The 13,004-nt window shown below is 57.0% G+C and carries 12 protein-coding genes; 6 read left to right on the top strand and 6 right to left on the bottom strand.

The window, feature by feature from the left end; genetic code table 11:
- Nucleotides 1–53: 53 nt before the first annotated feature.
- Both WJU22_RS20340 and WJU22_RS20345 read right to left on the bottom strand, forming a co-directional pair.
- The gene (locus tag WJU22_RS20340; RefSeq protein WP_341840006.1) at nt 54–2,624 is read right to left on the bottom strand and encodes an alpha-L-rhamnosidase; all 2,571 of its coding nucleotides are present in this window, start codon (nt 2,622–2,624) and stop codon (nt 54–56) included.
- Between the two features lie 58 nt (nt 2,625–2,682).
- Nucleotides 2,683–4,188, bottom strand: coding sequence for an arylsulfatase (locus WJU22_RS20345; RefSeq protein WP_341840007.1), 1,506 nt, complete (start codon nt 4,186–4,188; stop codon nt 2,683–2,685).
- A 34-nt stretch (nt 4,189–4,222) separates the two neighbouring features.
- Between WJU22_RS20345 and WJU22_RS20350 the strand changes: the two genes are divergently transcribed.
- Genes WJU22_RS20350 through dusB form a run of 5 tightly spaced genes read left to right on the top strand, consistent with a single transcriptional unit; the run spans nt 4,223 to nt 7,575 of the window.
- Nucleotides 4,223–4,357 carry a hypothetical protein gene (locus WJU22_RS20350; protein ID WP_341840008.1) on the top strand — a complete coding sequence of 45 codons (135 nt, stop codon included), beginning with the start codon at nt 4,223–4,225 and terminating at the stop codon, nt 4,355–4,357.
- A gap of 18 nt (nt 4,358–4,375) precedes the next feature.
- Entirely contained in the window at nt 4,376–5,170 is a 795-nt protein-coding gene (locus tag WJU22_RS20355; RefSeq protein WP_341840009.1) for a helix-turn-helix domain-containing protein, read from the top strand.
- Between the two features lie 18 nt (nt 5,171–5,188).
- The gene (locus tag WJU22_RS20360) at nt 5,189–5,743 is read left to right on the top strand and encodes a GNAT family N-acetyltransferase (protein ID WP_341840010.1); all 555 of its coding nucleotides are present in this window, start codon (nt 5,189–5,191) and stop codon (nt 5,741–5,743) included.
- A gap of 39 nt (nt 5,744–5,782) precedes the next feature.
- Nucleotides 5,783–6,514, top strand: a complete 732-nt coding sequence (locus WJU22_RS20365) for a metallophosphoesterase family protein (RefSeq protein WP_341840011.1) — start codon at nt 5,783–5,785, stop codon at nt 6,512–6,514.
- A gap of 23 nt (nt 6,515–6,537) precedes the next feature.
- On the top strand, nt 6,538–7,575 hold the full coding sequence (gene dusB / locus WJU22_RS20370) for a tRNA dihydrouridine synthase DusB (protein ID WP_341840012.1): 1,038 nt from the start codon (nt 6,538–6,540) through the stop codon (nt 7,573–7,575).
- A gap of 4 nt (nt 7,576–7,579) precedes the next feature.
- Here the strand turns inward: dusB and WJU22_RS20375 are convergent, their stop codons facing one another.
- A complete protein-coding gene (locus WJU22_RS20375) occupies nt 7,580–8,014 on the bottom strand; it encodes a hypothetical protein (RefSeq protein ID WP_341840013.1) in 435 nt (144 codons plus the stop codon).
- A 106-nt stretch (nt 8,015–8,120) separates the two neighbouring features.
- On the opposite strand from WJU22_RS20375, the gene WJU22_RS20380 reads away from it, so the two are divergent.
- Nucleotides 8,121–8,618, top strand: coding sequence for a DinB family protein (locus WJU22_RS20380; protein WP_341840014.1), 498 nt, complete (start codon nt 8,121–8,123; stop codon nt 8,616–8,618).
- Nucleotides 8,619–8,712: 94 nt separating this feature from the next.
- Here the strand turns inward: WJU22_RS20380 and WJU22_RS20385 are convergent, their stop codons facing one another.
- The 3 genes from WJU22_RS20385 to WJU22_RS20395 are packed head-to-tail and all read right to left on the bottom strand — an operon-like array spanning nt 8,713 to nt 12,974.
- On the bottom strand, nt 8,713–9,027 hold the full coding sequence (locus tag WJU22_RS20385) for a DUF3817 domain-containing protein (protein ID WP_341840015.1): 315 nt from the start codon (nt 9,025–9,027) through the stop codon (nt 8,713–8,715).
- Nucleotides 9,028–9,076: 49 nt separating this feature from the next.
- On the bottom strand, nt 9,077–10,912 hold the full coding sequence (locus tag WJU22_RS20390; RefSeq protein ID WP_341840016.1) for an ABC transporter ATP-binding protein: 1,836 nt from the start codon (nt 10,910–10,912) through the stop codon (nt 9,077–9,079).
- Between the two features lie 34 nt (nt 10,913–10,946).
- On the bottom strand, nt 10,947–12,974 hold the full coding sequence (locus tag WJU22_RS20395) for a tetratricopeptide repeat-containing sensor histidine kinase (protein WP_341840017.1): 2,028 nt from the start codon (nt 12,972–12,974) through the stop codon (nt 10,947–10,949).
- Nucleotides 12,975–13,004 lie beyond the last annotated feature (30 nt).

The raw sequence follows: 13,004 nt of genomic DNA on the forward strand, positions 1-13,004 counted from the left end.
GTCTGCCGGAACCGCGGCGACAGGCTTTTTAGCATGAAAAATCAACGTATCGGTCAGTCCTTTATTTCGTAAGTATGCTTGCCCGCGCCGGCCGTTACCAGCGGCCTGCCCGGCAATTGCAGCGTAGCCGTGCTGTTCGGCGGGATGGTCATTGTGTAAGTCACGGTTTTGCCCTTGCGTACCCAGGACGAAATTATGCGACCATTAGGGCCATCGTGATGGCACTCGAACTGATCGAGGCCTTTCACGAAATGCGGGACCATGCGCACATGCCGGAACCCGGGGCTGCGCTCGTCCGGAAAAATGCCGCCGATACCTTTGTACAGCCACGCGCCGATTTCGCCGAACATGATGTGGTTGAGGGAAATATCGCTTTTGGCGTTAATGGGCCAGTTTTCGTAGAGCGTAGTCGCGCCGTTTTTGATCCACCATCCCCAGCTCGGATAATCTTCCTGGCTCGCGATGCGGTACGCCGCATCCGCATAACCGTTTTCGCTGAGGGCGTTCAGGATGGATTTACTGCCGATCAGGCCCACATCCAGGTGGAAGTTATCGGCTTCCACACGTTTGTAGAGATTGGCGGCAACTTTGGCGCGGAGCGAATCGGGCACCAATCCCATATACAATGCCACGCTCATTTCTGTTTGAACGCCTTGTCCGTATATGCCGGTCGCGGCGTTGAGGTATTTTTCGTTGAACGCATTCCGGATGCGGTCAGCGAGGGCGGAATATTGCGTATGGTCGTCCGTTTTTCCGAGCAGTTTCGCGGTTTTCGCCAGGATCGTGACGTCGGTGAAATAGAATGCGGTGGAAGTAAAAGGGACGGGGGTTTTGGATTTGACGGGAATCCAGTCGCCGAGGCCCCAGGTGGTAATGCCGGACGGTGAAATTTCCGTGATATGGTCTATATACCGCCGCATGGCGTCGTACGAACGGGCGAGCAGCGTGGTATCGCCATAGAAAAGATAGATATTCCAGGGGATGATGGCGATGGTGCTCGTCCAATCCGGGCCATTCCCCCATTCGTAGCCCCAGCCACCGGTCGGGATGATGGAAGGAAATACGCCGTTGGGCTGTTGCTCGTCGAAATGATCATTGAGCCACTTCTCGTAAACCGTGATGCCGTCGAAGTTGTAGAGCGCCGTTTCTATAGCCTGGTGCGCATCGCCCGTCCAGCCGTTCTTTTCGCGCTGCGGACAATCCGTCGGGTAGCCGAACAGGTTGGAGAGGTACGAATTATTGGTGGCTTCCCAAATCCTGTTCATAACGGGGTTGGATGTACGAACGAATCCTTTCGGCGCCACCTGGCTGTGCAGGAAATATCCCGTCAGGCTTTCCTTTTTCAGTTCCACCGGCTGGCTCGATTCCACTTCCACGAACTGGAAACCTTTATAGTTGAAGCGCGGCATGAACGTTTCTTCCCCTTTGCCGGACAGGATGAAGATGTCTGTCTGGAAAGGGTCCTGATCGTCTGTGGGCCGGTAATGCACGTCGATGTTGGATTGATCGGCATGCCCGGCGGAATCCAGCCTTTCGGCGTGGCGGAGCCGCAATACCGTGCCTGCCGGCCCTTTCACCGTGATTTTCGAAACACCGGAAATGTTCCGGCCGAGATCGTACAGGTAACGCTGGCTGCTGAATTTGCGGAAATCCTTCGCCGGCAATGTATCGTTCGCCACCACCGGCACCATGGCCTGGGCGGTCACGTTCATGGAAGGCGCCGCACGCAGTAACACATGCTTCCATCCCTGATCGTCGAACCCATGATTGGCCCAACCTTCCTTTTCGAGGCGGGCATCGTAATGTTCCGCGGTGTAAATGCTGTTGAAAATGACGGGGCCCGTAGCGGTTTTCCAGTCTTTCCCGGTGGAAATGGTCTCCACCCGGCCATCGTCGTAAGTGATCCGCACGTCCATACAGAAAGCCGGACGCGCGCGCCAGGGGGCTTTATGGAAATCCCATACGGCGGTGGACTGGTGATTGTACCATCCGTTCCCCAGCATGACGCCCAATACATTTTCGCCGGACTGCATTTCCCGCGTCACGTCCCAGGTAACGTACAGGTTCCGCCGGTCGAACCGCGTGTACATGGGATCGAGGCGATGCTCCCCGATGCGGTGGCCGTTCACGTACAGTTCATACAGCCCGGCGGCGGCGATGTACGCCCTCGCGCTGCGGACTTTCCCGCCGGCCCGGAAGGATTTCCTGAAAAGGGCTGCGGGCTTGAGGTCCACATCGTTCACATCACTGATCCAGGCGCCTTTCCATGCGCGCTGCCCCAACATGCCCGTTTCGAAACGGGCGGTAGCGGAGGCAGATTGGCCGCCATCCCACACCGTCACCTTCCATTCGTATCCGGTAAACGGCGCCAGCGCAGGGCCGTTGTACCGCATAAAACCTGCTCCGTTGCTAACTTTGGGCGATTCCCAAACAGTATTGCCGCCCCTGCTGACGGTTACCTGGCTGCTGGATTCCGTTCCCGATAAGATGCGCCATGTAAACCGCGGTTGCGCGGCGTCGATGCCCAATGGATTTACCAGGTGCTCACAGCGCAGGCCGGCGGGTTGCTGGCCGAAGGTTTGGAGGGTGGCCAGCAGGCCGGCCAGGAAATAAAAACGCTTCATGGCGCGTAATATAAAAAAACACCGGGATCAACTGTCCCGGTGCGTCCTGCTTCAAGCGTTATTTCGTGTCTTTCGGCCATTTCACGTCGAGGAATTCCCATTCGCGGATGTGCGCGGGGCGGTGTTCCTTTTTCACGATGGCGTCGAAACGGGGGATCAGGTCGGGATGTGCGGCGGCCACGTTGTGTTGCTCCGCGGGGTCGGCATCGAGGTCGTACAGCTCCCAGGGACGCGTGACATCCTGTTTCAGGCCGGTTTTCACGGCTTTCCATTTGCCCATGCGGATGGCCAGCTGACCGCCTTTTTCGGGATATTCGAAATAGAGGTATTCCCGGCGGGCGGTTTGACGGGAATTCCCTTTCATTTCCGGCAATAGCGAAATACCGTCGTTTTCCGGTGCGGCGATGCCGGCCATTTCAGCAAAAGTGGCCAGGAGGTCGTATTGCACGGAGATCAGGCCCGACGTGGAACCGGCCGGGATTTTCCCGGGCCAGCGAACGATGAGGGGCTCGCGGATACCGCCTTCGTAAAGATCCATTTTCAATCCCCTCAGTCCGGCCGCGCTGTTGAAAAACGCCGCCTGTACGCCGCCGTTGAAGGTTGCGCCATTATCGCTGGAGAAAAGGACCACCGTTTCCTCGTCGAGCCCTGCCTTGCGGATAGCGTCCATGACGATGCCGACCTGCGAGTCGAGGTAGGTGATCATGGCGGCGTATGTGCTGAGCGGGTATTTGGCGGCGGCGTATCCGTTGTTGCCGTAGTAAGGTTGCTCGTTGAATTTGCCGACATACGCCTGCACGGCACTGTCTGGCGCCTGGAGGGAAACATGGGGCAGCGTGTAGGGCAGGTAGAGGAAAAATGGCTGGTCGCCGCTTTTATTGATGAATTCCAGCGCCTTGCCGGTCATTTTATCGATGGCGTACTCTTTCCCCGTGAACTGCCCGAAATCCTTGTCCGTGGCCGATGCGGGCTGCAAGGGCGTGTGCACGTACATCGGGGGGTTGCGGAGCGTATCGTACCGGCCGTTTTCCCAAAGGTGGCTGGGGTAAAAATTATGCGATTGTTTCTGGTCGTAGTATCCGTAGAAGTAATCGAATCCCTGATCGTTGGGGTTGCCGGTATTGTAATGCATGCCGAGGCCCCACTTACCGATGGCGCCCGTTTTATAGCCGGCGCTTTTCAGCATCCGGGCGATGGTGAGGGTGTTTTCGGGCAGGGGCATCTGTCCGCCTTCCAGCGAATCGGCGAAGCCGCCCATTTCGTAATTGCCGCGGATGTAGCTATGCCCGCCATGCCGGCCCGTCATGAGCATGCACCGCGCGGGGGCGCAAACAGGGGTGCTCGTGTAAAAATTCGAGAATTTCATGCCCTGGGCGGCGAGTTTGTCGAGATGCGGCGTGGCGATCTTTTGCTGGCCGTAGGCGCCTACTTCGCCGACACCGAGATCGTCGGCGTAGATCAGGATGATGTTAGGCTTCCTGCCGGAGGGCTTTTTGCGCTGTGCGGCCGCTTCCTGCACGAAGAGCCCGAGCAGGAGGAGACCAATGCTTATCATACGTTTCATTGCCTGAAGATAATACAAGGCGGCAGTACCTGTCATGATATTTCGTGGCGGCACCGGCATTTCGCGGAAAAACCCACCGGCCCGGGCGCTCCCACCCATCCCCCAAACCCTCTACCACAGGCATTTCCGGCTCATCGCCGACCTGCTGGCACAACAATCGTTCGTATAAGTCCCAAAATCCAATATCATGCAATTACAAGATTCACCAACATTCCGCCTCCAGCCACTCCCTGCCCGTACGGGCGGCGCCAGCAACGAAATCCAGCTGGTACACCTCACCCAGGGCGCCTGCCTGTTCGACCAGCAGCCCCCGGCCGCGGAAGGGCTCTATTTCATCCGCAGCGCCGCATCCGGCGAAGGCGCATTTTCCCGCGACGCGAAAGGCCATGCCTTCACTTTCACCCACGATTTCATCCACTACATACCGCTCGTGTATGAGCTCTGCCTCCTCGGCGCCGCCGGCAAGCCCGTGCTCCGTGTGGATAACCTGCAACGGGGCGATGTTCTCCAGCTGCTCCACCTCATCCGCCTGGAATGGGAATCCGACCGGCCTTACCGGCTCGATATGATCCGCGATTACCTCAAAATCCTCCTCCGCCAGATCGCAAGATGTTTGCCCGCGCCCCGCAACGGGTACTCGGCCGACCGGAAAACGGGGCTTGTGCGGCAGTTCATTTCGCTGCTCGATCAACAGTTCATCCTCCTCAAAAAAGTGACAGACTACGCATCCAATCTCCACGTTACGGCCAACCACCTCAACACAACGTTGAAGGAGCTGACGGGCGTTACGGCGAGTGAGCACATCCGCCGTCGGATTTTGTCGGAAGCCAGGATGCTGGCCACCCACAAAGAGAATTATTCGATGAAGGAAATCGCGTACCATCTTGGGTTCGAAGACAAATCTCACTTCTCGAAGTACTTTAAGAACGCTTCGGGAATGAATTTCACCAATTACAAGAAAGAGCTGTCGATGGAAGCCTGAATTGGTTTAAATTGCCGCATGCTCACCTTACAATTATCGCCCATACCCGAGATCGGAACAGACCGGTTATTGCTCCGCCAGATACGCCCGTCAGACGTTGACGAAGTGCTGTACCTGCGCTCCCATCCGCAGTTGATGCATTTCATTCCCCGGCCGAAAGCGGCGGGAAAGGAAGATGCGCTGGAGCTCATCAACCGGTTTACCGACATGGCGGAACGCAACGAGGGGATCAACTGGGGGATTACGCTGAAAGGCGAAGATAAAGTGATCGGGGTGATCGGGTACGTGCGGATGCAGGCGGCCCATCACCGCGCCGAGGTGGGATATATGCTGCACGACGCTTATCATGGCAAGGGGATCCTGCGCGAAGCCCTCGCCGCCGTGCTGCAACACGGTTTCGATACGTACCGGCTGCATTCGGTGGAAGCGATCATCGACCCGGCCAATTCCGCGAGCGAAAAAGTGCTGACCCATGCGGGATTCGTCAAGGAAGGTTTTTTCCGCGAAGCATCGTACTGGAACGGGAAATTCTCCGATATCTTCGTCTTTTCCCTGCTTTCGCCCCATCGCTGACAAACAGGTTAGCGCCAAAAAATGTACATTCGCCATCACATGAGCAGAACTTTTGCGATCGGCGATATCCACGGGGCGTACCGGGCGTTGCAGCAGATAATCGAAAGAATCCGGCCCAAAACCGGCGACCGGCTGGTTTTCCTGGGCGATTACGTAGACGGCTGGTCCGAATCCGCCGAAACCATTGCATACATGATGGAGCTGGAGCAGCGGTACGATTGTATCTTCCTGCGCGGCAACCACGACGCCTGGTGCGAATCCTGGCTGGCCGGCGAGCCCGCGCTGGACCTCTGGTTACAGCACGGCGGCATGGCCACGGTGGCGAGTTACGAGAAACTTTCCCAGGAAAAAAGGCTGCAGCATCTTGCGTTTTTCCGCCGTATGCGGCAGTTTTATACCGACGAGCACAACCGGCTTTACATTCACGCGGGGTTCGCGTCCATGCACGGCCCCGAGTTCGAACGGTATCAATATAATTACATGTGGGACCGTACGCTTTGGGAAATGGCGCTTTCGCTCAATCCCAAGTTAAAAACCACGGACGTACAATATCCCAAACGGCTGCGGCTTTTCCACGAAATCATCATCGGGCACACGCCCACCACCAATTACGGCGAGTTCAGGCCCATGCAGGCCGGCAACGTCTGGAACGTGGATACCGGCGCCGGGTTTGCCGGGAAATTATCGGCCCTGGAGCTCCGGTCGAGGGATTGTACCCAGAGCGACACCGTCATGTACCTCTACCCCGGCGAAAAAGGCCGGAATCCCTGATTTTTCGTAATTTTGCGGCCGCGATGGTCAAAATCGAACATATAACACTGCCGGAATTCCCCCTGTTGCTGGCGCCCATGGAAGACGTGAGCGATCCGCCTTTCCGGGTGGTTTGCAAAGCCAACGGGGCCGATCTGCTGTATACCGAGTTCATTTCCAGTGAAGGTTTGGTGGGCGATTCGGCGAAATGCCGCCGCAAGCTGGATATTTTCGACGAAGAGCGCCCCGCCGGCGTTCAGATTTTCGGCGGAGATGAAGGCCGCATGGCCCAGGCCTCCGCGATCGTGGACCTCACGAAGCCGGATTTCCTCGACATCAACTTCGGATGCCCCGTAAAAGGGATCGTATCGCAAGGCGCAGGTTCCGGCGTACTGAAAAATCTCGACCTCATGACCCGGCTCACCGCCGCCTGCGTGAAAGCCACCTCCCTGCCCGTTACCGTGAAAACCCGGCTGGGGTGGGACGAAGATTCCAAAAACATCGAAGAAGTGGCCGAAAGGCTGCAGGACGTGGGCATCAAGGCGCTCACCATCCACGGCAGAACGCGTTGCCAGATGTATAAAGGCGAGGCCGACTGGTCGCTCATCGCCAAAGTGAAAAACAATCCCCGCATCCACATCCCCATTTTCGGCAACGGAGATATCGACAGCCCGCAAAAAGCGAAGGAATATAAAGAAAGGTTCGGTGTAGACGGTATCATGATCGGCCGCGCCGCCATCGGCTACCCCTGGATTTTCCGGGAAGTGCGCCATTTCCTCAATACCGGCCAGGAGCTCCCCGCGCCCACGGTGGCCGAACGCGTGGCCGTGTGCAAGCAGCACCTCGATAAATCGCTGCAATGGCGGGGCGGACAGGCAGGTATTTACTCCATGCGCCGCCATTATCTCACCTATCTGAAAGGCCTCCCCGGCATCAAGGAATTCCGCAATCGCCTCGTTACCCTCAGCGATCCGGAAGCGATCAAATCCGTACTGGACGAAGTGCTCCGGAAATACGAAGGCTTCGAGATGGAAAAAGAACCCATCCAGCTCATCGATTACCACGAAAATTGCCCGATTTAACGACTTACTTGCAGTCGGTTTTGGTGTAAGGGGAAGGATCGAATTTGAGTTGGGCATCGTCTTTCGCGAAAACAACCACCCCGTTGGAATCTATGTCGTTGTAAAGGGCCTCGTACAGTTGATCTTCCATCATTTTGAAGACCACCGGGCGGTCGCTCGTTACGCCCTCGCTCGTGAAATGATACGTGCCCCTGAAGATATTATGGTTCAACGTACCGCTTACGGTACCCTTATTCTTGTCTTTCTCGAAGAAATTGTATTCCAGCACGCCTTTCACGTCGGTATCATCTACCACCAACTGCAACTCGAACGTGTCTTTCCCGGTAACCTTCCGGTAACAATGGGCACTGGCTTCGCCTTCGGCGGATTGGTTGGCTGACGGGGAAGACTGGCAGGCGAAAAGGATAATGGGTATGGACAGTAAAACAGCAGTTCGCATCGGAGATTATTTTTCTAAATCTACACAAAAAAAATGAAAGCTGCTGACATAGGGTTGTCAAGCCCCGGTTTCATCTTTGTACCATCAAACCAAAAAAACTGAGATCATGGCAACTATTCCCGCTTTATTGCAAGAAATGGCCCGCGAAGCCGAAACGACCCGCAAGATGCTGAGCCGCATTCCGGCCGACAAGCTCGACTGGCGCCCGCATCCCAAAAGCATGGACATGCGCACCCTGGCCGTTCATATCGCTGAGCTGCCTTCCTGGACGAAAATGGCCATCGAGACCAATGAGCTGGATTTCGCCGGAATGGATTGGACGCCTACACCAGTGTCTAACGCCGAAGAACTGCTGGCCATCCACGAAAAGGCCCTACAGGAAGGGATCAGCAGCCTCGAACAGGCGGACGAGTCTACTTTCGGCCAACCCTGGACCCTCCGCACGGGCGATCAGATACATGCCGTGAACCCCAAATCGGAGGTGATCCGCATGTCTTACAACCAGATCGTCCACCACAGGGCGCAACTGGGCGTCTACCTCCGCCTGCTCGACATCCCGATCCCCGGCAGCTACGGGCCGAGCGCCGACGAGCCTTCTATGTAACGCTTCGCGCAAAACTGCATACAAACGAAAAGGGAAGCGAAAACGCCTCCCTTTTTTTGCTTGCCTAAATTATCGTAAAGAAAGATTGAGAATACTATTGTTTGTGGATCCACTTTTCGTTGATGAAGAACGTCCCGAAAGGCACGACCGACGCGCCGAGGGCGATGGCCGTTTTCTTCATGGACCATTGCAGGATGGTTTTCAGCTCGATGGCCAGCACCACGTACAGTACGAACAGGAGCCCGTGGGCCATGCCCAGCTGCTTATTGAGCCAGGGCTCTTCGAAAAAGTATTTTAACGGCATGGAAATGAAGAGGATCGCCAGGAAGGAAATCCCTTCCAGCCATGCGATGATCCTGAAACGTTTGATGGACCGGGCGCTTTTCTGCGCTTCCTGTTGTTTTTCCATGGCGCAAACCTACGCCGGAATCCCGTTCCGAAATATGATTATGATCAGTTTACCGGTAACCGGCCGCCTGCAGGGTAAACAATTCTTCGTACCGCCCTTTTTTGGCGATCAGCTCCTCGTGCGTACCGATTTCCAGCAGCTCCCCGCCTTCCAGCACCAGGATGCGATCTGCCATGCGCACCGTGGAAAAACGATGGGAAATGAGGACGGCCGTTTTGCCCCGGGTGAGGTCGGCAAACCGCTGGAAAACTTCGTATTCCGCACGGGCGTCGAGGGCGGCGGTAGGCTCGTCGAGGATGAGAAGCTGGGCATTTTTCATGTAGGCCCGCGCCAGCGCGATTTTCTGCCATTCCCCGCCCGACAGTTCCACCCCGTTGCTGAAGCGCCGCCCCAGCATCTGGTTGTACCCCGCGGGAAGGCGGCCATAGAGCAGATCGGCCATGCTTTTCTCCGCCGCCTGCTCGATCCGCGCCTGGTTGTCGACTTCGGCGATATTGCCCACGGCGATGTTCTGTGAAAAGGTCATCTGGTACCGCTGGAAGTCCTGGAAAATCACGCCTACCTGCATCCGCAGCTCGTTCAGATCGTATTCCCGCAGATCGTGCCCATCGAGCAAGATGCGGCCTTCAGACGGGTCGTACAAACGGGCCAGCAGCTTCACAAGCGTTGTTTTACCGGCGCCGTTCTCCCCTACCAGCGCGAGTTTCTCGCCGGCGTGGAGCGTGAAATTGAGGTGGCGGTTGGCCCAGCGCGTGGCATTCAGGTATTTGAAGCCCACATTCTCGAACACGAACCCTTCGCGGATGGGGTTCGGGAAAGGCCGCGCTTTCACAGGCTGCGTGATCCGGGGCGAAATCTCGAAAAACTCGAACAGGTCGCGCAGGTAAATGGCGCCCTGCGTTACGCTGGTAAACCGCATCAGCACGCTTTCCAACAACCCGCGCAACTGCCGGAACGATCCGCCGAGGAACGCCAGGTCGCCGATGGTGAGCTGCCCGCGCACGGTTTGCAGGATGATAATGACATACGCGGCATAATATCCCGCGCTGCCCACGAGTGAAAACACCACCGCCCAGATGTTGTAGCGGATGGACAGGGATTTTTTATCGCGGTAAAATTTATCCGCCAGTCCCCGGAAACGGTCTACCAGGTAACGGCTGAGGTTGAAGATCTTTACTTCCTTGACGGATTCGTCGCTCGCGCCGAGGAACCGGATGTAATCAAGTTCCCGCCTGGCGGAGGTTTCGCCCCATGCCAGGGCGTAAAACTTGTCGTTGAAGTGGGTTTCGGAGAAGAACGACGGCAGCACGGCCACCAGCAGCAGCAGGATGAGCCATGGACTGAAGGTGACCAGGCCGGCGGCGAGGAAGATCATGGTGATAACGTCTTGCACCTGCGTGAGCACCTGGCTGAGGAGTTGCGTGCGGCCGGCGGTTTGCTGGCGCGCGCGTTCCAGTTTATCGTAAAAGGTGGAATCTTCGAACTGGTCGAGGTCGAGCGTGGCGGCGTGCTGCATGATGCGCACAGAGGTGTGATTGGCGACGCGCTCGCCCAGGAGCCCGTCTACCAGCGCAATGGCGCGCCCGAGCGCCCCGGAAACGACGACCAGCGCAAATTCCGCGGCCACCAGTTGCCAGAGATACGTGTAGCCGATATCTCCGGCGGATTGGGTGAGGCGTACCACCTCGTCGATGATCAGCTTGCTGATATACAGCAAACCGAGCGGCGTGGCCGATTGTGCGGCTCTCAGAAGGATGTTCCAGGTGGTCATCCAGGGGCTGGTTTGCCAGACCAGTTTAAAGAAAGCGGGTAGATTCTTCAGCGCCGCCATCCGCTGCCTGAAGCTCACATCGGGCTCTCCGGGTTTTCTGCTGGGTCTTCTCATGCGGCACTGAAGTTACGGATTTCGCGGGAATCGATCACCCGGCCGGCGCTTCGTCTGAAGTGGCATGCATCCGGGCGGTGAGGCTGCTGGCAGGAAAATCGAAGTGGATGGAAGTGCCCTGTGCGGAAGAGTCTACGTCCATCGTGCCGCGAAACGCCGCCGCGCGGGATTTCAGGCTGAACATCCCGATACCCGCGTCGCCTTTCGACGCATCGATCCCCTTTCCATCGTCTTCCACCGTCATCCCCAATCCATCTTCATTGAATTCCAGTTGTACCAGCACCTGCGTGGCTTCGGCGTGCTTGATAGCATTCCCCAGCAGCTCCTGCAACATCCTGTACACCATGAGCTCGAACCGGGGATGAAACCGGCGGGGCTCGCCCGTTGCCTGGTATTCGAACGCCAGCGCATTGCTGCGGCCCAGTTTTTCGCAGTAAGCGCCCGCGGCCGCATCCAGCCCTTCTTCGAAAAGCAGGCGCGGCATGAGGTTGTGCGAGGTATCGCGGATCTCGGTCACCGCTTCGTTGAGCAGGCCCAGCGTGTTGCGGTAAGATGCCGATTTCGTGAGCTCGCCGTATTGGTTTTCCAGGGAATTGAGGTACAGTTTCACGCCGGACAGAATGGAGCCCGCGCCATCGTGGAGGTTCCTGGCGATGCGGGCACGCTCTTTCTCCTCCCCTTCCATCGACGCCTGCGCCATGGCCAGTTCCGACTCCTTCTGCATCAGTTGCCATTGCTGCTGCTGCAATTGCTGCTTCTGGCGGAAATGGAAATACGCTCCGCCGGCGAGCGCCAGCACCAGCAACAATCCTCCGCCGAGCAAAACGAGCTGCTGGCTTTTCTTGCGTAGCTCCAGGTCTTTTCGGGTGATCGATAATTGTTGGTCGGCCAGTGATTTATCCTTTTCCAGCGTACGGTATTTCGTTTCCAGCTCGTTCACTTTCGTGGTGACATCCGTTTTCTGCAGGCTGTCGCGGAAGCGGACGTAAGACGCCAGCGTGTTGATGGACGCATCCTTCAACCCCAGATTCACATTCACTTTCGTCAGCAACAGATAGTGCTGCATGAGCGTCGGCACATGGCCGACATCCAGCAGCCCGGCTTCTGCACGGAGCAGGTAATCGCGCGCCATGGTGAATTTCCCGGATTCGTAGAACGCAAGCCCGAAGGTTTCCTGCATGGAACTGATGAACAGCGGCGGCAGGTTGAACCCTTTGGAGATCGCCTCCGCTTCGCGCAGGTACAGCAACGCCGAATCGGGATAAGGCTTTTTAGTGGCGTACAAATCCCCCATCGCCACGCGACTGTAAAACCGCCCGAACTGGTACTTGCCCAGATCACTCACGCGCACCGCTTCGCGGAACACGGCCAGCGCATCGTCTGCCTGGTTGATGCGGGTATATTTATCGCCCATGTTGATGAGCATTTTGACGTGATTGCTCGTGTCGCGGGCATGAACGTAGAGCGCGTCGGCCTTTTTCAGATATTCAAGGCTTTTTTCGAGTTGCTCCATCTGGCTGAACGTGATGGCCAGGCCATTATAGGCATGCGCCATGCGGATGGAATCGCCCGCCTGCCGGTAGGCTTCCAGCCCGTGGAAGTAAGCCTGCGCAGCGGTATCGAGCATGCCTTTCTGCATGAACGCGTTGCCGATGCCCGTCCAGGCCGTTCCCACGCGGTAGAAATTCTTTTCCGGCACGTGGTATTCCAGCGCCTTGCCGTAGACGGAAATGCTGGAATCGAGGAGCCCTTTGGCGAGGAGGATGCTGGCACGGCCCTCGTACATGAGGCCGGTGCGCTTGCGGTCGCCCAACCGCTGGCTGATGGCCAGCGCCCGGTCGATAAGGATGAGCGCGGTATCATTGTCGAGCTCGTTGAGATCGGCGGCGTAATCGTACAGGCGATCGGCCAGCAAAGTATCTTCTTTCAGGTTTTGCAGCTTTGCCTTATGCGTGCGGTGCACTTCCTCGAGCGTTTGCGCGTGGGCGTGGAAAACCGTTATACTGAAGATCAGCGTACAGATGCCGATGATGGTCCGGGTTCGGGAATTTCGTGGTTGCATGTTCCGGGGAATGTCAGGTTAATGGAATGG

The sequence above is a fragment of the Chitinophaga caseinilytica genome (genome assembly GCF_038396765.1).
GTDB classification, from domain to species: domain Bacteria; phylum Bacteroidota; class Bacteroidia; order Chitinophagales; family Chitinophagaceae; genus Chitinophaga; species Chitinophaga caseinilytica.